This window comes from Fuerstiella sp. (assembly GCA_022447225.1).
Classification (GTDB): domain Bacteria; phylum Planctomycetota; class Planctomycetia; order Planctomycetales; family Planctomycetaceae; genus S139-18.
Genome location: JAKVAZ010000001.1, coordinates 279,166 through 304,609 on the forward strand (window position 1 = coordinate 279,166; position 25,444 = coordinate 304,609).

Consider the following 25,444-nt stretch of genomic DNA (forward strand, 5'->3'; position numbering starts at 1 on the left):
ACTCCGGCAGCGTATCACCTGACTCAGAATGAATGTTCCAGGGTAAATGCGGATTCCTTTTGCATTGACGACAGAATGAACAGGCCTCCATAGCTGCAAAACAGTGAGACGTAACCGAATGAATCCCCGAGAATTGCGTCGCTGTTTTCAAAAATCTCATTCAGTGGCAGGCAGCTTGGCAAATCTTCCACGTTTTCGTAATCCAGAACGCTTTCATGGAACTGGCTGTTGCTTTCGCAATAGAGTCGAAAAATCAGCGTGAGTGGTCCATCCGGCCGACCGTAGATTTCAGAGTATTCGGTAAGGTAAATTTTTGATCTGAGTCGAGCGGAAACAGTTGCCCAGTGGAACCGTTTCGGGGGTCGCTTCTCGTGAATGATTCCCAGTGAACATTCGAACGGCAGCAGATTGTTGTTCAGTTCGCCACTGATCGCTGTCACGATTCGAGCCGGCAGTTCTCCGTCCTGTCGCGCGAATGCAAGGCAGTCATTGTCCGTTTCAGTCATACTGATGAAGGTGCCGGTTTCAAAGTCTGTTTGCTGATCGCCGAGTGTCCATGTGTACTTTCCCTGAGTGAATTTTGGATAGACAACCACTTCACACTTTGTCCTGTCAATGATCTCAGCAGGGATCTTCATGTATGCGGGTTTTTCGGCCTTCAGAGTGTTGGTGGAATGCGCTGTGTAGTCGAAATTGCTGTGCGTGACCTGTACGTGTCCGGTCGGCGAATGGCGCCACACAATCAGCAGCCTGGTGAACGATGAATGGTTGTTGAAGTGGATCGTTGCCCAGCCATCCTCACCATCAAGAAATTTCTTGTATCCCGGGCAGCGTTCTTCCAGGTCAAAGCGCAGTGTTGCATAGGGCGGAATCACATCGATCGGACAGTGTCTTTCCAGGTTTTCTCCGCGCCGGCTGGTGATGATGATTCTGCCGGTCTGTTTTTCCACAGGCAAATGTCCGTTGTGGAATACAGCAAGATTCTCGATATCTGCGGCGCTCCGCAGTGTCCAGCAGCTTTCGCGTCCGGTGGTCAGACTGTTTCCGTCTTCCAGTTCCGTCAGAGAATGATTCCGGCCGTATGAGTGAACCATTGATACTGATGTCTGGGTTTCGTAGATCGCCATGACGGCCGCGTAGGGAATCCGCAGGTTTTTGTTCCCAAACGCCTCGATCTCAACAGATCCCTCTTCGATCTCATCAACACCAAAATTGAGCACGTTTTGGTCTTCAAAATACCTTACGTGTCTGTTGACCAGTTTTCCTTCCATGTCCCGGAGGGAAAACATCAGGCCGATCTCAAGTGAGTTCTTGAAGTCCCAGTAGTTTGAAACGGTGACTGTAGTTCTGATGCCCGGAGGTTTGTAAAAGATCGCCGACGACCTGAAGATATTTCCAAAGTCTGCTCGGTAGTTCCTGTCCTGATCGATGACAGATCCCATGGATACGTCCCTGTTCTGTCTGAGAATAAGAGTTCTGATCAGTTGACGGAAATTAATTTCTACCGCATGTGTTGAAGCGCTGTGTGAGGCCGTCTACCACAACGAATGAGTCCGATTCGCCGGCTTCTTAGCCAAATCGGACATCTGCTTCAAGATCTGACCTGTCAGACCCTGGTCCGTTGTCTGCATGGCGTACTAATCCGGTTTTGTCCCGTGAAACTTGATCTTGATCCAAAAAACGGACTGGATGTACGCTCACTCTGTGCCGTTGTTCTTTCATCGTGTCTGTCGGTGCACAGCGCAATTCCGGTTCCGTGCCGATGGCCGCAGGTCTGGTTGATTCGGGTCGCCCTGAGGTCAGTAACTGATTCTTCGGCAGTGTCTCGCTTTCGGGCAGCAGGACCCTGAACATGCTCTTCAACTCCCTTGAGTTTGCGGTTTTCCTGCCGATCGTTCTGACGTTGTTCTGGTGGCGGCCGATCCGCTGCGACCTGAAACGACAGAATGTGTTCGTGAGCGCAGCAAGTTATCTGTTCTACGGATGGTGGGACTATCGTTTTCTGACCCTCATTCTGTTCAGCACACTGGTTGACTATCTGGTCGGGAGGGAACTTGGGAAGACAAATGTTCCCGGACGCCGAAAGGCACTTCTATGGACCAGCATCGTGGTTAATCTGGGTTTCCTGGGTTTTTTCAAATACTGCAATTTTTTCGCCGATTCGTTCGTCAGTGCATTCACGTTTTTTGGGGCTCAAATCAGCAGCTCGTCACTGAGTATCGTTTTGCCGGTCGGAATCAGTTTCTATACACTGCAGACGCTGAGCTATACGATCGATGTCTATCGCCGTCGCCTGGGACCCACACATGACTTCTTTGCATTTGCGGCGTTTGTCAGCTTCTTTCCTCAGCTTGTAGCCGGTCCAGTTGAACGTGCCACGAACCTGTTACCCCAGTTCACACGCTCTCGCATCTTCGACTACACCACGGCAACCGACGGCCTGCGCCAGATTCTTTGGGGAATGTTCACCAAGGTCGTGATTGCTGACAACTGTGCTGCCTGCGCAAATGCGGTGTTCAACAATTCCGAATCGTACGGCGGAACAACACTGATCGCCGGCGTCATTTTTTTCAGTTTTCAGGTGTACGGTGACTTCTCGGGGTATTCCAATATTGCGATCGGAACGGCGAAACTGTTTGGTTTTGACCTGATGCGGAACTTTGCATACCCGTACTTCTCTCGTGACATTGCTGAATTTTGGCGTCGGTGGCACATCTCACTGTCTACCTGGTTCCGCGACTACCTTTACATACCGCTGGGCGGGAGTCGCAGAGGCTCCTGGGTGAGTGTCAGAAACGTATTTGTGGTCTTCCTGGTAAGCGGACTGTGGCATGGAGCCAACTGGACGTTTGTCGTCTGGGGAGCACTCAATGCCGTTTTCTTCCTCCCGCTGCTGTTGCTCAAACGAAACAGAAACTATACCGATACAGTGGCATCAGGCAGATCGGTCCCGTCGTGGCGCGAACTGAGTGCGATGGCTACCACGTTCAGCCTCACGACATTTGCGTGGATCTTTTTTCGCGCTGAGTCGGTTGGTCACGCGGCGGGTTATATTCGGAATATATTTTCAGCGTCACTGTTTGCATGGCCTGAAGTGTTTCCGGCAGACGTTGTGTGCCTGGTTGCCCTGTTTGTGGCGACTGAATGGCACGGTCGACACCAGTCATATGCAATTGCCGGTTTTGGTATTCGCTGGCCAAGGGTTGCTCGCTGGGCCCTGTACTACGGTATCTGCATCGCTATTGTGGCCATTGGTGGCGAGCAGCAGGACTTCATCTATTTTCAGTTCTGAACCGTTGGAACCGGCTACCGACGAAGAATGCATATTCGAGCTCGGAGCCACATTGGCCGGACTGAGCACAGAGTACTCAGACAATGTTGGAATTGACTGAATCTCAACATGTCGGGATAAGCATGCCCTTTCCACTCACCACGTACTCCGGTGGATCTCTTCGGTTTGGCGGGTTCTGGCGGACCCGGTTCGGCATCGTCAGGCGACCTGTCTCAAGTCATTGAACGTGAAACGACGGGACTGTTGCCGGCTGACTGTCATTCGAAGTCTCAGTGCCTGAAGCCTTCCTTCCGCCATCTGTGACTGTTTTGAAACGCCTCTTGATTGAATTGCTGTGCGCTTCATAAGCTTTATGGAGGGGAAAGCGACCGGCGGGAACTCTGTTCGGGGCCACCGGATGCAGCGATCACTTCTCAACAGTGTGTTTCACTCCCTATACGCATAAATTGAATCGAATTTTTGCAATGAGCACCGTACGCGTCATACCGCGTTTGGACATCAAGGGTCCGAATCTGGTCAAAGGGATTCACCTGGAGGGCCTGCGTGTTCTTGGACGGCCCGAAGAATTTGCACGATTTTACTACGATCACGGAGCAGATGAGCTGATTTACCAGGATGTGGTCGCCAGTCTCTATGAGAGAAACAGTCTGCACGAGGTCGTCTCACTCACGGTAAAAGATATCTTTATCCCGCTGACTGTGGGCGGGGGGATACGTTCGCTTGATGACATTTCCGCTGTCCTCGCGGCCGGTGCTGATAAGGTCGCCATTAACACTGCCGCGATCCAAAATCCGGATTTGATCAGCAAGGCCGCGATGCGATTCGGTTCTTCAACAATTGTTGTGGCCATTGAGAGTATTCGTCAGCCGGATGGAACCTACAAAGCCTATACGGATAATGGTCGCGAATACACTGGTGTGGATTCTGTTGAGTGGGCTCGACGGGTGGAAACTCTTGGCGCAGGAGAGATTCTGGCAACATCTGTGGACTGTGACGGAACAGGAGAAGGATACGACCACGAATTGACGAAGTTGATCGCAGATTCGGTTTCGATTCCGGTGATCGCTCACGGTGGCCCTGGTGAGTCAGGGCAGGTGTCGGAAGTCATTCAGTCGACAGGTGTTGATGCCGTTGCCGTTGCAAGTCTGCTGCATTATGACGTCCTCCGACACATGTCGAGGACCGGCGATCTATCCAGTGAAGGGAACACGGAATTCCTTCGCAGTGGTCGCAATGTGAGTCGAATCCAGGCCACCGGACTGCCGGATCTGAAACGAAATCTGGCTGACATCGGTATCAATGTACGTCAATAAGTGATCCCACCATGGCTTTGCCCCGAGTCCAGATCATCGATTACCGGCTGGGTAATCTCTTCAGTATTCAGCAGGCGTGTCGGTATGTGGGGCTGGACGCTTTCGTCTCAGCTTCTGCGGAACAGCTGGAAACCGTAGACGGTATCATTTTGCCGGGGGTTGGCGCTTTCGGGAACGCAATGCAAAGCCTCAACGATTTGCAGTTGACTGAGCCCCTCAGGCAGGTGGCAAAAGCCGGCAAACCCCTGTTGGGGATCTGTCTGGGAATGCAGTTGCTGTTCGAATCAAGCGAAGAATTCGGTGAACATCAGGGGCTGGGGCTTATATCCGGCAGAATCAGCCGGATTCCGGATCAGATCCTGAATCGCAAACAGTATCGAGTCCCGAATGTTGGCTGGAGCCGCATCATATTTGAGGGGCATGTACAGCAGGAAACATTCCTTAGCGGCATTTCTGACAAGGAATTTATGTATTTCGTGCACTCTTACTGTGCACAGTCGGTTCAGGAGTCTGACCGATTGACGATGACCGAATACGGTGAGTTTCGGTATTGCTCTGCTGTACTGCACGGCAGTATCCTTGGCTGTCAGTTTCATCCGGAAAAAAGCGCACGGGCGGGATTGCAGCTCTACGAAAACTGGGCCTGCTCGCTTCGTTGAGGTTTTCTTTGCGCTCAACAGACGGCCGCCAAAGAAAGGAATCTTTGATGCCGCAGACAAATGAGACCTTCTACGGCCTTCCGTCCGAGGTTAGGTTTTGCCGACGTTGTGTGATGTCCAATCAGCGTCCGGCTTCTGCTGTCGAGTTCCGACACACAATTGACTCAAAGAAAACCACTCTGGCATTCGACAGGGAAAGTGTCTGCGACGCCTGTCGTGTTACAGAACATAAAGAACAAATTGACTGGCGGCAGCGGGAAGAAGAACTACAGCAACTGCTGGACAAATACCGCAGCAAAGACGGTAGCTATGACTGCATCGTTCCCGGGAGCGGCGGAAAGGACAGTGCCTTCCAGGCCCATGTCCTCAAATACAAATACGGTATGAACCCACTCACGGTTACCTGGCCGCCAATTCTGTATACCGAGTACGGATACGAAAACTGGAAGAACTGGCTGGACGTCGGAGGGTTCGACAACATTTCATTCACCCGAAACGGGCGGGTGATGAAACTGCTGACGAAGTTGTCGATTGAAAACCTGTTTCACCCGTTCCAGACATTCATTCTTGGGCAAAAAAATCTCGGACCAAAACTGGCAGCGCGACTCGGTATTCCGCTGGTCTTTTACGGTGAGAATGAAGCCGAATACGGCAATCCGATCGCTGACACTGCGACCAGCCTTCGGAGTCGATCCTACCACACGTTTCAGAACCTGAACGACATCTATCTTGGTGGATTGTCAATCAGCCGGCTGATAGAGCAATACGATATTTCGCTGAGCGATCTGATGTGTTTTCTGCCGGCTCAGGCGGAAGAACTCAGTCGTACGGACGTGCAGGTGCACTACCTGGGTTACTATCTGAAATGGACACCTCAGGAAGTCTACTACTATGCCGTTGAGAATACCGGATTCAAGGCGCGACCGTTTCGTACGCAGGGTACCTACAGCAAGTACAACAGCATTGATGACAAAATTGATGACCTGCATTACTACACCACGTATATAAAATTTGGCATTGGTCGCACCACTTACGATGCTTCGCAGGAAATACGTAACGCGCATGTCACCCGCGACGAAGGAATTGCTCTGGTTAATCGCTTCGAAGGTGAATTTCCGGATCGCTACTTTGAGGAAGTCATGGATTACATTGGAATTCGTCCCGAAGAGTTCCATGCAATGACCGACCGATTTCGATCGCCACATCTGTGGGGGCAGAACTCATCAGGCGACTGGAAGCTAAGACATACGGTTGGAGGCACCGGACTGGATGACACGCAGCAGGGCGTGAAAGCTGCGTAACAGCAGACACCTGCCCAAATGTCGGCATTTGGTGCAATGCCGACACAACCGCCAGGACTGAATAGTCATGCTCATCTCTCACGACAGGCAGTTTTTATTTATCCATGTCCCAAAGACTGCTGGAACCAGCGTCACGAACTGTCTGAGTCAATATGCGAATCGGCCGGACACGATGTGGGAAAATCGGCTGCTGGCAGGGGTTGGCATCCATGTCAATCATATTGGACCGTGGCGTCGTAAGCGGTTCCGCGGACACTGCAGCGCAGCCGTCATTCAGCGAAACCTGCCAGCTGATGTTTTTCATAAACTGTTCAAATTCTCTTTTGTACGTAATCCGTGGGATTTGCTGGTTTCGCTGTACAATTTTATTCCTGCTCGTCCCAATCACAGATACCAAAAGAGGGTCGCGGATATGTCGTTTCCGCGATTTGTCGACGAATGGACGACTCGGCAGGAGATCCTTCAGGCACCGCGGATTTGCGATCGCTATGGCAATAACCTGATGGATTTCGTTGGATACTTTGAGAATTTATCACAGGACTTTGCCACCGTCTGCAACCGCATCGGTGTTGCTCCGTCACTTCCGAAGGACAATCGTTCAAAACATTCTGACTATCGGGGATTCTATACCGATGATCTGAAGGAACTGGTGGCTGAGCGTCTCGCACGCGATATCGAATTTTTTGGTTACGACTTTGACGGGTGTTCAGCAGAGCGACGTCAGCAACTGCAACTGTCCGGGAAACTTGCTGCATAGTACGTCACTGAAATTCGATGATCGATTCGAAGAATTGTATGAGCTGTTGATTACCTGAGTAAAAGCGTGTCTTCGTTGTATCAAGTACCGCAAATCCACTGGCGCATAATCATTCAGCGAATTCCTGACAGAACCCCGGCCAGTTTAGGCATTCCGTTGCGGTGGCGAATGCTGAAGGTGTCCAGGCGATGAATGACGAGATTCAACAGTTTCGAAAACGAGTTCTGCAGTTTGTGTTAGTGCCATTCCTGCCGTTTTTGCTTTGGCTGCCGTTTGGTTTGTATTTTGGACCTGGACTGCTGGAACGTGCAAAAGGCCCCAGTGCACAGACACAAACAGATCATTCGTTCAGCAACGCGGCGTCGCGCGAATACGATTTGTTATTTCTTGGAAACTCCAGGATCTATCGTGGCGTCAATCCTGATCGTTTCTCTATTCCAACTTACAACTTCGCCTGTGACAACGACACCTACAATCAGATGTACCACAAGCTGAAGTGGCTTCGTGACCGGAACAAAAAATTTCAGTATCTGGCGATTGGAGTGGATTACTTTCAGTTTGAGTTTATTTCTTACTATCGAAACCACCTCTACGGATCCTATCTGGGTGAAGCTTATCTGGCCGATTACGAGCCACGTCCCTTTGCCGAGACCAAGTTGCGATTTAAAAAATATATTCGATCGTTGAATCCCAAGTATCTGTTCATGCCGGATAATGGTCGAACGTTTCTCCGTGACAACGGACAGTACATCAAACCCGGAGTTGCCAGTCCGTCTGACAGAACAGACCGCACGACGGTGCGACTGCCGATTCAGGTCGAGTATTTCGAACGGATGCTGGCCGACTGTCGCGAACACGGGACTCCGGTGTTTTTGTGCATGCTCCCCATACGTGTGGAAGAAATGAACGCGTACAGGGATGGTGACATCGAAGAGTTCATGGAGTTCATTCACGAATACACCAGTGATGAAGTTATCCTCGTCGACTATTCATTTGACGACCAGTACGTGATGGCGGATTACACTGATATTACCCACCTGAATGAAGCAGCTGCAGACCGACTGTCAACTCAGTTGAATGACTCAATGACGGTCCTCTTAAACCAGCTTGAGTCCCGGTCACGAATCGCAGCTGAATCTCCTGTCGTCAGATAGCAAACTCTACTCCTGAATCCCGAATCGGGATCTATGCGTTTCCGTGTTCCACGGAGTGAAACCTTGAGAGACCCACTCACGACTCTGCAGCAAAGTTCGGCGAACAGGCCGCCACAACAGCAGGTCATTGTCCATGCGGCCTACCCACTGTGGCGTAAGCACCTGCTCCTCACCGTCGCACGCGCAAAGCAGCTTCAGGATGACGGAGACAACGTTGTAGTGACTTACTGCAACAGTCGTTCGGGTACCTGTGCTGTTAACTATGCCGGCAGTCCGCTTGCGTGTTTGGTGTGCAAAACGCGGGCACGGAAGACGGCAGAAGCAGCGGGACTGCAGACAGTTCCTCTGGACACCCCGGTCACTCGCGAAGACGCAAAACATCCACTGACTCTTCAGGATCGTCGAGAACTTGCTGAAGGAGTTCAAAGTGGGGTCACGACGACATTTCGTACCATGAATGGTGAGGTTTCGCGAAGATCTTTGATCGGATCGATTCGAAGACGTTACTACAAAACCGCACAGGGGCTGTTGCGATCCATGGATGCCCTGGTGCGAGATGTGACTCCGGACCGGATTGAAGTGTTCAACGGACGTCATGCCTGTTCGCGATTTTGTCTGATTGCTGCTCGACGGTTTGGCATTGCTTTCAATACCCTGGAAGTAACGACAGCGCAAAAACCAATTATTTTTCAGGGCCACACTGCGCATGACCGCAAGGCAATTCAGCAACGCGTCCGTCGACAGCCGGCCGATTATCGTGTCGCAGAAAAATTTTACGGGGGGCGACGGCGTCCACAAATTAACAAATATGCCAGAAAACACGCCGTGGAATTTAGGCCACCCGACGCTGCCGACTTCCAAAAGAAGATTGGAATATTCCTGAGCAGTCAGGATGAATTTGAATCACTTGGCAAAGAATGGGTTTCTCCGTTTCTTGATTACGCACCCATCGTGGAACGTGCGTGCCGTGAGAATCCTGATTATCTGTTTTGCATTCGATTCCATCCGAATCAGGCGGACATTGCTGCAGACGTTGTCGAACCATTTCGCAACGTTGCCGAGTTGCCAAATGTCCGAATCTATGAACCAACAGATACAGCAAACACATACACGTTGATGCAGTGGAGCGATCAGGTTGTCACGTTTGGATCTTCAGTCACCATCGAAGCCTGCTGGATGAACAAGCCTGCAATTATGCTTGGACCATCACTTTACGATGATCTTGAAATCTCCCACAACCCGGCAAGTGTTGATGAATTTCTGGAGTTGCTTCGGAAGGACCTGCCTGTTGGAAGCCGGGAAAATGCGGCACGATTCGCTTATTTCGAGCAGTATGACCAGGACGAACTGCGCTACATCCGATACACCGGAAAGACCATGGTGGCGCAGGGAATTAAGATTCGTTATCCGCTGCTGAGTCAAATCATGCGAACGAGTGATGATGTCCTGTGTCGTGCCGTTAAACTCTGGACGCGGGTGTTGCTCCGACTGGGACATTCGGCCGCAGAAGGAAAAACACAGGGAGTGAACTGCGATGCCGCTTAGTGGCAGGCCGCGCGCAGGCGGCAGCAGTAATCCTCGTTATAGAATCTGCTCGATCAGCGTATACAGTCGACCTTGGTCTTTTAGTTTTCGAGCCACTTTGTGACCGGCCTTTGGGATCACGGTCTTGCGAATGTTTTTTTGATTTGGAATCAAATCGAGATGTGCAACTTCCTGGCGACCGTCACCACTGATGAAGTGATATTCAGTCGTGTCATTGAACTGTAGCTGGCGATATTTCCATTCGCTGATGGCATTGGCAAATTTTCGATAACGGTTGTCGAACGGTACGACATCCGGATGAATTGAATATTGAACCGCGAATGCGATTACTTTCTCAACGGGATAATCCGCTGCAAACATCGCGGCATGAAATGCTCCCATACTGTTGCCGATGGTGATGACCGGTCGATCATTCAGATAACTTCGGATTTGGGGAATATCCAGACTGTTGTACCAGGACCGATTCGTATCTTTGACAAACAGGACATTGAATTCCTGTTCAGTCAGCCGAAAAAACTCTGTCTTCTGAATTGCTCCCATTCCATCGCCGATCCCAGCGAACGACACGATCGTTTGCGGCTTTTGTTTGTCGTGGAATTCGATTTCCGTTGCCACGAGATTCCCGTAAGCATATTGACATTGTTATGACCACGTGTCCGGCAGTTATTCGACTCCGGCGAGTGTCGTTCCGACGAAGATTAACGCGAGGAGGGGCGGACGGCCAGATCGTATGCATCGGCAGGCCCCGTTCGCTGCCATCACTGAATTAGAGACGCCGGTTTGGCGTTTTCACGGCAATCCGTGTTTCCGAGACCATGGACGCCAGTTCACTCGCGGCTACCAAACTGCCTCGGGCGTTGAAATGTGTCACGCCACCGATAAACAACTGTTCAGATTCCACCTGATGCGATCCGGACGGTGTCTTTTCAATGAAGGCCGGAGTGAGGGACCGAAAAGGAATACTCAAACGGCTGCAGATTTTTTCGAGACGGCAATCAGGGTGAGCCGGGTCGAGTTCCAGGTGTTCCGTATTTTCCGACACGAGGGTCCTAAAAAAATCAGGATAAACCTGATAGGCCGATGGCAGGCCCGCCAACATCAGATCGGCTCCCTGCTCGTGGCATTCGTCGCGAAATGCTTTTAGGATTTCAGCCGTCAGTTTCCAGGCGCGTTGGTACGTCTCCGGCTCCTGTCGGGCATAAACCAGATGACGTCCTCGTTCCACGCCCGACTGAGAATGAAACAACTGCTTGATGGTATTGGACTTCATTTTTTGCCAGGTATAGAAACGGCTCACGCGATTCAGGAAGTTTGACACTCGTACTCGCCCGCGGGATTGGGGAATCTGTACAAGCCGGCCGTCATCACTCAGTTCATACTGGATGATGGGATTGGTACTGAGCTCCTTGCTGTTGTCCCGTACATCAGTTGCGTTACCAAATGCGACAATGACAATATCGGGTTTCAGATCTCTGACCAGGTGTCGATACAAAGCCAGCTCCTGGCCGGTTCCTGAACCGTGCATTCCGAAGTTCAGCACTTCCCATTTCTGAAAGTCACCAGCTTTTTCGTTCAACAATTTCTGTAACCGGAAGCAGAACGTTTGTTCTTCGGGCAGCGCCATCGATGCGGTGTATGAGTCGCCGAGAACAGCCACTCGGCGAACATTCGGCATTTTATTAACGGTCAGATGCTGACCGCGAAATCCCACCTGGTTTGTCTGCAGCAGAACGGGAGCATCTGCCTCGTAATTGTAGATGTATTCATTGAGATTGGGTTCAAACCGGCGGCCAATCAGCGGGTCTCGCTGTGATACGTCATGTGCGATACGTGCTAATAAACGTGTTGCTACTTCACAGGTCAGCAGCATCAGGGCAACGGTGACCATCGTTACGGCGGTTTTGGATACCCATTTTGGCACTGGACCCGGTCCCCGTATTAGAACTGGAAGTAGATGAACGGACTTTGAGGCGTCTTGTCAGCATGCTCCACGATCAGCCATAAGACGAGCGTGTAGGCGGGCCAGCGAAGAGGTGTCGGCCAGTGTCCGATTTCCAGAGGAAAGGGATGATGACGATGGGCCCATTCGACGAGTACGAACACCAGCAACATATTGAGTGTGTAGAACAGCGGGCCTCTGGATGAGTATTCAATCCATAACGGATTCCAGTGAGTCAATGTTGTGATGCTGAACACCATCTTTTTCCAGATCATCAGAGCGTCACTGATGGTTTCTGCTCGAAACAACACCCAGCTCAGACAGACAACACAGAATGTCAGCAGCATCCGTACCAGACCTGACAATGAGGGCAACAGGTGTTCCTGAAGTCGTTTTCCGTGGAGAGTTCCGATGTTTGCCGAGTTTTCGGTAATGAGCGCGGTGCCGTGCAGGGCTCCCCAGCCCAGAAATCTCCAGGCTGCTCCGTGCCATAAGCCACTGATCAGGAACGTCAGGAGTAGATTGCGGTTTCGTATCAGACCGGATCCCTGGTTCCCTCCCAGTGGAATGTAAACGTAATCGCGGAACCACGTGGAAAGTGAAATGTGCCATCGTTGCCAGAATTCCCGCATACTTCGTGAGAAATAGGGATATGCAAAGTTCTGCATTAAATGAATTCCGAACAGTCGTGCGGTACCGATAGCGATGTCTGAATAGGCACTAAAGTCACAATAAATTTGAAACGCGAAAAGCAAAGTTGCCAGTACAAGTTCCGGCCCGGTTGCATCAGCCGGACTGACGTAGGCAGCCGTAACGAAGACAGCAACAGAATCTGCGATGACGATTTTTTTGAAAAAACCGCACAGAATCTGCCGAACTCCGCCGGCTGATTCTTCCCTGGACACACTGCGAGCCTTCCGGAGCTGCGGCAGCAGGTGACTGGCGCGTTCGATTGGTCCGGCAACAAGCTGAGGAAAAAATGAGACGAATGCCAGATAGTCAATCAGGTTGTCAGCCGGCTTCAGCCGGCGTCGATAGATATCCAGCGTGTAGCTCATTGTCTGAAAAGTATAAAAACTGATCCCAACCGGCAGGATGATTTCAATCGTTCCGCCGGACATGTTCATGCCGAACAGTTGTCCGAGTTCCCGAAAGCTCTCGGTGAAAAAATTCAGGTACTTGAAGACTCCCAGAAGGCCAAGGTTGCATGCGATACTGAACGCCAGCAGACACTTTCTGGAGCGCAAATTTTTCTGTCGGTGAAGCATTGCCCCGGTGGTGTAGTCAACCAGGCTAGAAACAAGCATCAGCAGACAGAATCGATAGTCCCACCAGCCGTAAAATACGTAGCTGGCTACAAGCAGCAGAACGTTCTGAAGCCCGTACGTCGGCATCAGCCGATACGCAAGCAGAACGAGCGGCAGGAATGCAAGATAGGTGAAGCTTGTGAAGTGCATCCTGGAAGTTCGGACATCCCCCCCGAACCCCGAATATATGAGACGACAAACGCCTTCGTTCTAGATCGGCTGGAATCAGCACACGGTTGATTTTGCTGTGATTTTTCGGGGGATTTGCATGCTTCGCTTGGCTTGCAGCTCTCAGCAGGCCGGTCAGGGTAATTTGGGAAAGTACGTGACGGCAGAATCTGCCAGTACGCTGTTTGCGAACAAATACAACAGGCAAGCATTGCTGTCACTGCTGACCATTGAAGTTCTGTCAAATGCATTCATTGAATCAGACGGTACGACATGTCTGAGTCTGCGGGAAGCAGTGTGATGACGAGTTCCAGATATGGCCTGTTGCTGCCGGCCATATGACTGCATTAATTTAAAATTGCCACCGGTACACCTTGTACTCGTGTTTTCAGCAGACGGGCACCCATTGGGGTGATATTGACACCTGACCGTGTACTGCGGTACGGTTGCTGCAGCACACGGAACACGGTTTCGGCGGTAACGTGATCACGGCAGATGACAAACTTATGAAGGAGTCCACGGATGGATGTCACGGCGATTCTGGAACTCCACAGTGAACTGACAGAATGCTGGCATGCTTCAGAACCGGTGACCAGCGGTGATGGGTTTCTGAACATCGTAAGTCGGAACCATCTGGAAAATTTCAATTTGTGGCACGAAGAAGACATTGCTCGCTGCGATCATCTGGGTGATGAGCGTATTCGGCTGGCGAAACGTGCGATTGATGCTCACAACCAGCGCAGAAATGACCTCATTGAGGAGATGGATCGTCGAATCGTGGTCATGCTGAAGCCTCCCGAATCCGGTTGTCCGTTTAATTCGGAAACACCCGGAATGATGATCGACCGTCTGTCGATTTTGGCGCTTAAAAGATACCACATGCAGGAAGAGGTCGACCGTTCGGATGCAGCCGAAGAGCATCGCGAAAAATGCCGGACCAGACTGGACGTCATTCTGCGTCAAATTACGGATCTGAGTACGGCTCTGACGGACCTGCTGTGCGAAATTCAGGATGGCAAACGCAGTTTTCGAGTCTATTTCCAATTCAAAATGTACAACGACACGGAAACGAATCCGGAGCTGCGTCGGGCGGGTTGATCGATTCGCCGGTCCGCTGATGGAAACGGAGCAGGGCGAATGCAGATTCTCATTATCAAGCCGAGTTCGCTTGGCGACATCATCTGCTCGCTGCCGGTTGCGCAGTCAATCCGGGATCAAATGCCCGAGGCTGTGATTTCATGGGTTGTTAAGACACAGTTCCGGGAGATTGTGCAGCGCTGTCCTACTGTCAACGGCGAAGTGATCGAATTCGATCGTCGCTCCGGAATTGGAGGCCTGCATGAATTTTGGAAGACGATTCGTACTCTGCGGGATCGTCGTTTCGATGCGGCGTTCGATTTTCAGGGGCTACTGCGAAGCGGTCTGATGCTACGGTCAGCCAACTGTCCACTCAAAGTGGGAAGTCCGGATGCACGGGAGCTGAGCCGGCTTGCCTGTGACAAAATTGTTTCGCTGCCGGATGGTGGTAGAAATACACATGCGATTGAGCGGTTACTGCAGTTTCTTCCGTCGATCGGACTTGATGCTTCGCTGCGGTCCCCCGTCGTGATTAACGGTGATTCAGTGGACACCATTGATCATCGCCTGAGTCGTACCGCACCGATCGTCATGATTCCCAACAGTCGAGGACCGCATAAAGAATGGCCCGGGTTTCCCGAACTCACAACCGCCCTTCTGGAAGCACGGCCCGATGTCACAGTTGCCTGGGACAGTCATCTCGCCTGGGAGGACCCGGTGACGAATAATCCGGATCGCTTCATCAATCTGACGACACGAACATCGCTGCTCCAAATGGTGGATCTGCTGCAAAGAGCACGTGTCGTGATCGCAAATGACAGTGGACCGCTTCATATTGCTGCAGCACTTGGCAGGCCCACTCTGGGACTGTTTGGACCAACGTCGCCGGACCGTTTCGGCCCGTATCCCCTGTCTGCGGACAGAAACAATGCGCTGGTTTCATCCAGTCACCGGATGACGGGTCTCTCGGTAGAAAGAGTTCTCCGCTGCGTTCAGGAGATACTCGACAGAGATTCTTTTGCCTCGGTGGCGTGAGGTTGCTTTATCCGGCAGAGCACGTCGTACCGGTGAATTTGAACGGCATCATCAATGCCGGCGGGTTTCGTCACGGCTTCGAATTGTATGCGGTTTCACTGTATGAGTGCCCGCGCCGGGTCGGATCTTGAAGTGATCGACGGGTTACACGCCGGTGAGGATGTGTATCTGAAAATCCGGATTCGTCTGCTGCGTGACGGATCAGCGCTGGATCAGTAGGCACAACTCAGTCAGCCGCAGTATGACATCGAGCACTTGATCGACAGGTACACGCCTGTCCCGAGCTTCGGGAATTCATCCGGCATGTGACGATCGCTGATATCCTCAAAATCGCACAGTGAGCGCGCCAATGTTTCCGGATGTGGTGTTCATATCGGCCGGTCCGGAGAGCCCCGGTTCCGGTCATGCAACAGCTTCGTGCACAACGCGGCGTGCCTGAACGCCTGAGAGTCGCTGGTCGAGTCCTTCGTGAAAATAGGTCAGATGCTCGTGATCCATTCCAAGCAAATGCAGGATCGTGGCGTGAAAATCTGAGACATGCACGCGGTTCTCAACCGCCGTAAAACCGACTTCGTCCGTGGCACCGATCGCCTGGCCACCCTTCACGCCGCCGCCTGCCAGCCACATTGTGAATCCGTAGTGATTGTGATCCCGTCCTGGTTTTCCGGTTCCTTCGCTGGTCGGTGTTCGCCCGAATTCACCACCCCAGATGAACAGCGTGTCGTCCCACATGCCGCGACGTTTGATATCCGACATCAGTGCGGCGATCGGCTGATCGATCTCTTCGCTGTGCCGACCGTGGTTGTCAATCACATCATCATGAGCATCCCACGAATCCGCTCCCCCGCCCGAGTAGAGCTGCACGAAACGAACACCGCGCTCCAGCAGGCGACGTGTCAACAGACACTGACGTCCGAAATATTCAGTTTCTTTGCGATCAAGCCCGTAAAGTTTCTGTGTCTCAGCCGTTTCCGACGTGACATCGATTGCCTCTGCCGCTCCCTGCTGCATTCGAAAGGCGAGTTCATAGGACGAGATTCGTGCCGCAAGTTCCGACTGAGCCCCGCGATTGTCCAGATGGCGCCGATTCAGTCGGTTCAGCAGATCGAGACCGCGTTTCTGCGATTCATCGGTGATTCCTTCAGGTGCATCCAGATTCAGTATCGGTGCACCCTGGCTTCGGAACAGGGTTCCCTGGAGTGCTGCCGGCATAAACCCGGATGTCCACGCCGCTGCTCCGCCGCGTGGACCGCCACGATGATCCGTCATGACCACGTAGCTGGGTAGATTTTCAGTCAGACGGCCGAGTCCATAGTTGACCCAGGACCCCAGGCTGGGTCGTCCCGTAAAGATGCTTCCACTGTTCATCTGCAGAATACCCGGGCTGTGTGTGGGTGTGTCAGCATGCATCGAGCGAATCACGCAAAGATCATCCACATGTCTGGCCACATTTTTGAACAGGTTGCTGATCTCCAGACCGCTGTCACCGTGTTTTCTGAATGAAAAATGAGAAGGAGTGAGCTTGCCAATGGGGCGGCCATTCGAACCAATCTGCACACTGCGGTGATATTCTTTCCCTTCGTACTTTTTTAACGCCGGCTTGTGATCAAAGGTATCGACCTGACTGGGTCCTCCGTTTAGGAAAAAGAAGACAACCTGTTTCGCCTTTGCCGTGAAGTGCGGCATAGCGATCCGGGATTTTAACGGGCTGGTATTATCTGCCAGCAATCCTTCGGAAGTGAGCATCTCGATCATTGGAATGGCGGCGAAGCCACCACCCCACTGCCAGAGACATTCACGTCGCGTTCGGTGACAGCGCGGCTGATTCGCCAGATATCGTGAAACTGTCATCAGATGCTCTTTTCGTTCTCGCGCTGTGCTGCTGTTCAGTCCGTATATACGAATTCATTCAGATTGAATATGACACGGCACATCTGTGCCAGCGACTGCGTCGCTGCTTCCTGTTTGGCCTGGCTGTCCTGAGACACATCACCGGCTGCCAGTCGGCTTTGAGTCTCCAGCTCAACAAACTCTGTGAACGCTGCAATTTCGTCGGGTGCTGGTGAACGGTTGAGAGCAAGACGGTAGGCAAGCTTGATCTGCTGCGGTAAGTCGCTGCCTGCTTCATCCTGGAGTCTCGTTGCAAAATGTGCAGACTGACGAACAGTGAATTCACCATTCAAAAGTTCCAGGGCCTGTGGAGCCACTGTGGTCACGCTGCGGCGAGCTGCACTTTGTGTCGTATCACAAAAATCCAGTGTTTCCAGAAACGGAATAACAAGGCTGCGTTTGAGGTACGCATAAACCGTTCGACGTGAGGCTTCGCGTTCATCAAACGGTTTCCAGACTCTTGTCGGATCATAGCCGCTGCGCAGAGCCGCGTCGGGGATTTTCGGATACATACACGGGCCGTACAGCTGTCGATTGAGCTGTCCGCTGACTGCCAGTATGGAGTCACGGATGGCTTCTGCTTCCAGACGCCTGCGGGGGAAATACGAAAGTAACAGATTGTCCGGGTCCCGGTCAGCAATCGTCGGTCCGGGTTGTTTGCTCATCCGGTATGTACTGCTGGTCATGATCAACATATGAAGATTCTTCAATGACCAGTTTGCTTCGTGAACAAACCAGTCCGCCAGCCAGTCAAGCAGTTGCGGGTGAGTTGGTTTTGTCCCGCGATTGCCAAAGTCGTTTGGCGAACGGACCAGCCCTGCTCCGAAGTGAGACTGCCAGATTCTGTTAACAATCACGCGCGACGTCAGTGGGTTATCGTCATTCGTAATCCAGCGGGCCAGTGCGATTCGTCTGCGAGTGGTGAATTCATCCGGCGGCTCAAATTCCGGCTGTTCCGTATTCATCTGTCCCACCACGGCCTGTGGAACTGCAGGGGAAACCACCTCTCCTGGCTGGTCAGGACTGCCACGTTTTAACAGATGGGTCTCCGGAGGAGATGTTGACGGTTCATGAAAGAAATATGCGGCCGGATACTCGAATCTTGCCTGCAATTCACTGATTTCCTCCAGTATGGATGCCACCTCATCCACGGCTTCCTCAGTCAAATATTTGCTGGTCAGCTCGCGATCGATGAACGCATCATCAACTTCCTGTTCGATCTGATCGGCGAGTCCTGTCAGTAATTTGCGGTGAGCATCGGTACGCTCCCCCTCGGGGACACTCAGCGCAGCAATCGCATCGGCCGGCAGCTTTGTTTTATCGGTCTGGATGATTCCGGTTAGCAACGGCAACCGCAGTTCACGAACGTGTTCCCGCAATTCTGCAACATGCTGATCAGCCGCGTTTTTTTCCTTCAGTCTGCTCCAGGGAACGGCTGGTCGAGTCAGTTCAGTCCGGCGATTCTTTTCACGTGCCAGTGGATCGAAAATCGCAACCATGCTGTAATAGTCACGGCTGGAAAGTGGATCAAATTTGTGGTCATGGCAGCGGGCACAGCCCAGTGTCAGGCCCAGAAAAGCCTGCGAAGTGGTTCTGACCAGGTCATCCAGTTCGTTGAACCGTTCGGCGACGACTTCGCTGGGCTGGACAGACGCCCCCCGCTCAGCATCCCACGGTCCGACTCGAAGGAATCCGGTGGCAATGATGGTTTCCGGGGACGCATCGGACAGTTCATCGCCAGCAAGCTGTTCCAGCACGAAGCGGTTATACGGCTTATCGTCATTGAATGCACGAATCACATAGTCTCGATACTTCCAGGCAAGCGGCTTATCGCCATCCACTTCATATCCGTTGCTGTCCGCATAGCGAGCCACGTCGAGCCAGTGTCGTCCCCACCGTTCACCGTAGTGTTCGCTGTCCAGCAACGAGTTCAACAGTGCCAGATAGGCTGCTTCGCTGTCGATTTCATTTTCCGTCTGAAACCGGGCAAGCTGTTCCAGTGTCAGGGGAAGACCGGTCAGATCGAATGCGACTCGACGGGCAAGTGAAGCAGCGTCCGCAGCCTGAGCCGGCTCAACATTCGCACTCTCCATTCGGGCCAGCACAAACGCGTCGACCGGGTTGCTCAGCCACGCCGAATTTTTGACAGTCGGAATTGCGGGACGGTTAACCGGCCGGAAAGACCAGATTTCCTGACTGATGCTTTCCACGGGATCGGCTTCTTCCGGCCAGACGGCACCTGCGTCAATCCAGTTGCGAATCAACTCCACTTCACTGTCGCTGAGTCGCGGTCCTTCATCCGGTGGTGGCATGACACGACCTTCAGAGTCCCCTGTCGACACCATCTGCAGCAGCAGGCTGTCCACAGCCTTTCCCGGCAGAATAGCACTGCTGCTTTCTCCATCGCTTAGTGCATGACGTTTTTGATCCAGCCGCAGTCCGCCTTCCTGCACATCCCGGCCATGGCACTGGTAACAGTACTTTCGAAACAAAGGCTGAATGTGCCGGACAAAACTGACCTCGATTGAATTCGATTGAGGTTCGGTCGTCTGACCAAACAACGGACCGGTCCACAGGCCAGTGATCACCAGGACAGCATATGTCAAGTTGAGTCGAACCGGGAGCATAATTTTACCTGTCAAGTGTATCGACCACCCATCATACCCAAATCAGGCAGCAAACTCACGTGTCGGGCCGCCGCAGAGCCGCTGAATCAACGACATCAGGCGTGGACTGTTGATGACACGAAATTTTGTTGCAGTCGATTAAGCATACTGCAGTGCGCACGGGCAGGCCAATGCCCTCTCACCCGCACTCACATGCGCTGTGAACGATTGTACGGGCGGTCCATCAGATCCCTCCAGACAATTCGCTAAGCGGCCACCGAAGCCATCCGGCCTGGTCCTGCAGCTGACTCCGGGTTTCGCGGCAACGATGTTGCGGTAACCAGCCAGCTCTCCTGATCAACGCGACGCTGGAGGTGCACGGCGATGCTGTATTACCCTGCTGTTGCGCTGTTGGCAACGTGGACATTACTCCGACGACAACGGCTGTGCCCTGTTATGTTCGCGGTCACAAAGGTCGGGGTTTTATGATGGCGGTCGATCGCGAATCCTGTCGGCAGCAGAGTCGTTTCGGCGTTCCGGGTGTACAGCAGTTTCGAAAGTTCCCGTGCCGGTGATTGATAAGAAATCGGTAAGGCGGGTATCAGCACAGCATAAGACAGAAGTCTCAGCAACTGCAGGCGGGAACATTTACACTCGTGAAAACGGCCAGTGCAAACTAAAGTCGATTCGCCGCAGTGCTACATCCAGTACCAACAGTCCCATGGCCGTTGTCAGCAGCCATGGCCACAAAGCCGTTGGTCGTGTAACACGGCGACTATCACCGACGAACGCAGCTTCAGTCGATGGATTGTATGTACCTCCGGAATGTCGGGCGATGTTCTTTAACAGTGATTCATTGGTGGGGCGAATGCGAAGTTCGTCACTGTATCCCACGGTAAGTCCTCTCGATTGCCGATATACGACCTGATCATGTTTCTTCACCGCCATTTCCATGTGATACGCACCTGACGGTCCGGTTGGGAATGTTGTGGCATACCGTCCCGGGGCGTCCTGTGGCAGCACCAAACGACTCCTGTGCAGCAGTGGATCGATGATCGTGAGTTCAACCTGGGCGTCATTCACGAAACGGCCGATGTCGTCCGTCGCGTCCAGTGTCAAACGGACATCCCGACCTCGGCGCTCAATTTCCACTGCGATCCCGCGATCATCACCTTTGCGCATTACCTGGCGAACGACCTGCGTCCAAAATTTGGAAAATCCAGGCCATGTGACCCATTCGGCGGCCCAGCGGTTCTTGGCGTCAGATGTAAACGCAGCCGACATGCCAAGACCATAACGCCACCACGACAGAAGCGGGTCACGGGTTTCTGTTGCCAAAATCACTTCACTTGTGGGTTTAGGGCGAGTGACTACATAGCCGAGCAAAAATGGAGCAGCGTCCATGTCGAGATCCTTCAATGCATGTGTCGCTCTAATCACCAGGGGCAGAAACGGCTGTTCGTCAATAGCCGATTTTCCGGCTGTAACCGTTTCTTTTGCGAAAATCTGAGGGACCTGTTCGGGATCTGCAGTGAAATAGTACCGCCCTTTTCCGATTCGGGCGATTGCTTCCAGCAGCTGCGTATCCGCACCGTCACCAACAGCGACCGTTGAAAGAGTGATCCTGGCAGAAACCATCGTCTGCGCAATTCCTTCAAAATCACCGGGAGATGAAACACCATCTGTCAGCAGAATGACGTGCTTAAGTTTGGCGGAAGTTGACTGGAGCATTTCATACGCCGTCTCCATGGCCGGATGCATGGAGGTTCCGCCACCCGCATTGATCCGTGCAATGTTGCGGTCAATGGTGCTTTTCGCGGACGCGGACTGCATTTTGCTGATGACAAACGTTTCGCCATCGAATGCCAGTACTGCCACCTGGTCGCGAAGACCCAGGAGTTCCACAGCACTGCGTGCCGCTGACTTTGCCATTTCGATTTTCTCACCGCTCATCGATCCTGATTTGTCGATCGACAGCACCATTGCCAGCGACGGTTTCTCTTTTTCTTTCTCGAAATCGCTGCGTACAGGAAGGATCTCTTCGATGGTACTCTTGTAGTATCCGCCCAGTCCAAACGACTGTTCGCCTCCGAGCATGATAAAACCACCGCCGAGTTCCTGAACAAATGTGCGGACGATCTGCATTTGTTTTTGAGTCAGTGATGTTGCCGGTACATTTGACAGGATTAGTAATTCGTAATTTTGAAGATCGGACAATGAATCCGGCATTCCCTGTGGCGGCCGGACATCGGTCCGAATGCCTTCATCTTCCAGTCCGTAAGCGAGCTCACGAATGAGATTTGGATCGCTTTCGATGATCAGTATGCGGGGGTTTCCGGCAGCGTATACGAGGCCGAAATCACTGTTGTTGTCCAGTAGTGTGTCCTGTCCAAGTTCCGAAATCCGCACTGTGAAGTCGGCCAGCCGCTCCCGGTCCACTGACTGCCGGAACCGGAAAGAATTTTCACCCGCTTTAATGGATCTTCGTTCACTCACAACTTTGTGGTCGGCCTGGTAGACCTCAATCAGGCCTTCATCGTCGTGATTGGAATGAATGATTACCTCCACAAAAAACGGTTCGCCCTGTCGAACTTCGGCCGGAACACGGACTTCAGACACCAGGACTTCCTGTTCACGGCGTGTCGGCAGCGGATAGACGTCAATTGGAATACCGCATTGAATTGACGCGGACACAGCATCGCCAAGAGTCTGGTTGCCTTCGCTGAGCAAGACGAGTTTGGGTACGTATCCAGGCGGTATGTGTGCGGCCGCGGCTTCTATCGCGGCAGCAATGTTGGTGCCGGCGTTCGGCGATACCTGCTTTGGGGGAACCGCCAAAGCCTTCACGGCAGGCCGAGCGGAATCGTCCTTCTGAATTCTGTGATCATGACTGTCTGCAACGGGTGCCCCGCTGTTTTTTGAACGGGTCAATGCCGTCGAAGGAACGGCTGATGTGACCTGCGGTCGAAACTCCCTGACGACGTCCGGGATTTCTGTGAACTCCAGAAATCCGACTCGATGACTTCCCTGATGCTGCAGCGCTTCGTCAAGTTTTGTCTCGACTGTGGACGCAGCTTCTTTACCTATGCTGAGACTGCGATCAATTATGAACAGAACATATTGGCGCTGAGTTTCGAGCAGCAATGTGAGTCCGGCGAGAGAAAGGACAATCAGCAGGACGATGAGGCTGCGAACCACCGTCGATACGATACGCTGTTTCTTCGGAAAGCTGCTGAGACCGTGGACAAAGATGGCCACCAGTATCGGCAGACAAACTACCAGAAGCGCGAGTGCCCAGGGTCGTATGAGTTCAAGGCTCAATCGGTGAACCTCCGATTATACAGGAACCATTCCGTCAGCGCCAGCGCACCAGCCAGTGCCGCCAGATAGAACCACACAGGTCGTGTCAGCCCGCCGACAGCGATTGTCCCGTTGTGATTGACAGCCTTCAAATGTTCAGCCGGTCGCAGGTCGGATTCGCGCGCATTCGACAGATTGACTGCAACGGTTTTCAGCAGTATATCTTTGGCCCGAGGACTGTTCCCTGCTGCACCGGCTGTGTTGGTCGGTGGCGCCACTATTCTGTACAGTCCGGCTTTATTCAGGGGGCCAATGACGGTTTCGAGATTCGAGGACTCTGTGTCGGCCCTGCGTGCCGGTGTCGCGGCGATCGCTGTTCGATCTCCGTCCGGATCAATCAGTTCCAGTTGACGTTTCGGATGTCCGGCCGGTTCACCAGTTGTGGCCTTCTGTATTGAGACGCGTGTCACGTCACCGGTGGCCGGTGTCTGAGTCAACTCACCGCTGGTTCCGGTGAACCAGCTCAAAGCATTACTAACCATGATCGGAAACGCTGTACGAAATGCCAGATCACTTTGTTCCAGATTTGTGGTCAGCAGCAGACAACGACCACTGTCTCGATGCAATTCCACATAGACCGGGTCACCCAAGTCAGTACCTGCCAGCAGATGGCTCGAGCCCACAGCCGTAACTTTGCGTGCCTGAGGCATCAGTACGTTGTCCAGACGCACATGTCTCATCAGTGCAGAGGCTGTGTCCTGTCTGGTAATAATTGGATCGGTCAGTGATTCTCCCAGTGTCCACAGATCTGTGCTTTGTACAGGGTCAATGACAAGCACATCACCCGAAGGGACATTCGACGGAGTCAGTTGATGCAGTACGAGGAGTGTGTTCTGAGGCCACTCGGCGGGGAGTTTCTTAGCGACTTCGATCTCCACCAGCGGGCTGGCTTCGAAGACTTTCTGCAGAAACAGGTTTCCCGGAGATACAATCAGCACCTTCTGTACCTTACGGTTAGGAAGAAGTGCCCGGGCTCTGTCATCGATTGATATACCGTTGAGCGATCGTGTCGGCATCGTCGGTTTACCTTGCATTGATCGGCCGGATTTTCTGATTTCTGTCAGTCGGCCGGACAACAGGCCGCCTTCCAGCGATGTTTTTTGGATTGACCGTGTCCAAAGTTCGTTCGGTTTCAGATTTAGGGGCAGAATGTCGACCGGTAATCCATCCAGTTCCAGTTCCAGTCGACACTCGATTGCGACATCTGATGAATTTCGGACCTGTGACAGAATTTCGTAACCAAGCGGATCACTGATACTCCGGCGAACCTGAAACTGTGTAATGCCGATGTTCGAAGCATCCGTTGCGAAAAGATGGAATTGAATCTCCGGTTTGCTGTGAACAGCAGTCCGTCGGAACCTGTGCGAATCTTCTTCGGTGTTCTTCGTGTCGAACACCTCTGTTTCAGGGGCTGCAGTACATCCGTCGGTCAGCACAATAATCCGGCCGCGCGGATGTTCACCAGTGAGCTGAATCGCCAAATCAACGGCAGGTTTCAGTTCTGTGGGGCCGGTCAGTGGAACCAGCCGGTCAAGCGCCCGGTGCAGCGTCGGCAGATGACGGCACATACCGACCAGAACTTCCGGTCTGACTCCTGCTGTTACGATGGCCATTTCATCGTACGCACGGAGTCCGTTCACTCTGTTGCGGGCATCGCTGAGAGCAGCTGCAAACCGGGTCGGTTTGACGTCAGCAGCGTGCATACTGGCCGATCGATCGATGACCAAAACCTGGCGTCGTGGTTCCGTCTGTTGCCAGGGCAGATCGGGGTCTGCCACTGCCAGGGCCAGCAGCAGCAGCAGCAGCAGCTGTAGCAGCAGTGACAGCAGATGTCGGAAAGACTGCCACAGGGACCGCGGCGGCTTTTCTTCGTAAATCTGTTTCCAGAACAGGTTGGTGGACACAGGGATACGGCGCAACCGTACCTTAAGGAAGTACAGTGCAATGATCGGCACCGCAAATACCAGCCAAAACAAAGCTGCTGAAACACCAGTTGACAAGGTGGTGAGACTTCTTTCTTCAGTAAATGTATTCAGATTGC

The 25,444-nt window shown here is 52.6% G+C and carries 18 protein-coding genes; 10 read left to right on the forward strand and 8 right to left on the reverse strand.

Features of this window, described 5'->3' with window-relative positions:
- Positions 1-23 precede the first annotated feature (23 nt).
- Positions 24-1,442, reverse strand: a complete 1,419-nt coding sequence (locus MK110_01030; protein MCH2209856.1) for a hypothetical protein — start codon at positions 1,440-1,442, stop codon at positions 24-26.
- Between the two features lie 410 nt (positions 1,443-1,852).
- On the opposite strand from MK110_01030, the gene MK110_01035 reads away from it, so the two are divergent.
- From MK110_01035 to MK110_01065, 7 genes are all read left to right on the forward strand, one after another.
- Positions 1,853-3,292, forward strand: coding sequence for an MBOAT family protein (locus MK110_01035; GenBank protein MCH2209857.1), 1,440 nt, complete (start codon positions 1,853-1,855; stop codon positions 3,290-3,292).
- 464 nt (positions 3,293-3,756) lie between these two features.
- Positions 3,757-4,605, forward strand: a complete 849-nt coding sequence (locus MK110_01040) for an imidazole glycerol phosphate synthase cyclase subunit (GenBank protein ID MCH2209858.1) — start codon at positions 3,757-3,759, stop codon at positions 4,603-4,605.
- Between the two features lie 11 nt (positions 4,606-4,616).
- The gene (gene hisH, locus MK110_01045; GenBank protein MCH2209859.1) at positions 4,617-5,264 is read left to right on the forward strand and encodes an imidazole glycerol phosphate synthase subunit HisH; all 648 of its coding nucleotides are present in this window, start codon (positions 4,617-4,619) and stop codon (positions 5,262-5,264) included.
- Positions 5,265-5,311: 47 nt separating this feature from the next.
- Positions 5,312-6,565: an N-acetyl sugar amidotransferase gene (locus tag MK110_01050; GenBank protein ID MCH2209860.1), complete on the forward strand. Its 1,254-nt coding sequence runs from the start codon at positions 5,312-5,314 to the stop codon at positions 6,563-6,565.
- A 67-nt stretch (positions 6,566-6,632) separates the two neighbouring features.
- Positions 6,633-7,322, forward strand: a complete 690-nt coding sequence (locus MK110_01055) for a sulfotransferase family protein (GenBank protein MCH2209861.1) — start codon at positions 6,633-6,635, stop codon at positions 7,320-7,322.
- 188 nt (positions 7,323-7,510) lie between these two features.
- A complete protein-coding gene (locus MK110_01060) occupies positions 7,511-8,476 on the forward strand; it encodes a hypothetical protein (protein MCH2209862.1) in 966 nt (321 codons plus the stop codon).
- 63 nt (positions 8,477-8,539) lie between these two features.
- On the forward strand, positions 8,540-10,021 hold the full coding sequence (locus MK110_01065) for a hypothetical protein (GenBank protein ID MCH2209863.1): 1,482 nt from the start codon (positions 8,540-8,542) through the stop codon (positions 10,019-10,021).
- A 36-nt stretch (positions 10,022-10,057) separates the two neighbouring features.
- On the opposite strand, the gene MK110_01070 is transcribed toward MK110_01065, so the two are convergent.
- The 3 genes from MK110_01070 to MK110_01080 form a co-directional block, all read right to left on the reverse strand.
- Positions 10,058-10,636: an alpha/beta hydrolase gene (locus tag MK110_01070; protein MCH2209864.1), complete on the reverse strand. Its 579-nt coding sequence runs from the start codon at positions 10,634-10,636 to the stop codon at positions 10,058-10,060.
- Positions 10,637-10,787: 151 nt separating this feature from the next.
- Entirely contained in the window at positions 10,788-11,942 is a 1,155-nt protein-coding gene (locus tag MK110_01075; GenBank protein ID MCH2209865.1) for an SGNH/GDSL hydrolase family protein, read from the reverse strand.
- A gap of 17 nt (positions 11,943-11,959) precedes the next feature.
- A complete protein-coding gene (locus MK110_01080; protein MCH2209866.1) occupies positions 11,960-13,417 on the reverse strand; it encodes an MBOAT family protein in 1,458 nt (485 codons plus the stop codon).
- Between the two features lie 118 nt (positions 13,418-13,535).
- On the opposite strand from MK110_01080, the gene MK110_01085 reads away from it, so the two are divergent.
- The 3 genes from MK110_01085 to MK110_01095 all read left to right on the forward strand — a co-directional run bounded on the left by MK110_01085 (position 13,536) and on the right by MK110_01095 (position 15,547).
- Entirely contained in the window at positions 13,536-13,736 is a 201-nt protein-coding gene (locus MK110_01085; GenBank protein ID MCH2209867.1) for a hypothetical protein, read from the forward strand.
- 221 nt (positions 13,737-13,957) lie between these two features.
- Entirely contained in the window at positions 13,958-14,533 is a 576-nt protein-coding gene (locus tag MK110_01090) for a DUF4254 domain-containing protein (protein ID MCH2209868.1), read from the forward strand.
- A gap of 39 nt (positions 14,534-14,572) precedes the next feature.
- Positions 14,573-15,547, forward strand: a complete 975-nt coding sequence (locus tag MK110_01095; protein MCH2209869.1) for a glycosyltransferase family 9 protein — start codon at positions 14,573-14,575, stop codon at positions 15,545-15,547.
- Between the two features lie 402 nt (positions 15,548-15,949).
- Here MK110_01095 and MK110_01100 read toward each other — a convergent pair whose 3' ends face one another.
- The 4 genes from MK110_01100 to MK110_01115 all read right to left on the reverse strand — a co-directional run bounded on the left by MK110_01100 (position 15,950) and on the right by MK110_01115 (position 25,403).
- Positions 15,950-17,398, reverse strand: a complete 1,449-nt coding sequence (locus tag MK110_01100; GenBank protein ID MCH2209870.1) for a DUF1501 domain-containing protein — start codon at positions 17,396-17,398, stop codon at positions 15,950-15,952.
- Between the two features lie 35 nt (positions 17,399-17,433).
- Complete coding sequence (locus MK110_01105; GenBank protein ID MCH2209871.1) at positions 17,434-20,064, reverse strand: PSD1 and planctomycete cytochrome C domain-containing protein; 2,631 nt, start codon at positions 20,062-20,064, stop codon at positions 17,434-17,436.
- 627 nt (positions 20,065-20,691) lie between these two features.
- Positions 20,692-23,364, reverse strand: a complete 2,673-nt coding sequence (locus MK110_01110; GenBank protein ID MCH2209872.1) for a VWA domain-containing protein — start codon at positions 23,362-23,364, stop codon at positions 20,692-20,694.
- A complete protein-coding gene (locus MK110_01115) occupies positions 23,361-25,403 on the reverse strand; it encodes a VWA domain-containing protein (GenBank protein ID MCH2209873.1) in 2,043 nt (680 codons plus the stop codon). The genes MK110_01110 and MK110_01115 overlap by 4 nt, the downstream gene beginning before the upstream one ends.
- Positions 25,404-25,444 lie beyond the last annotated feature (41 nt).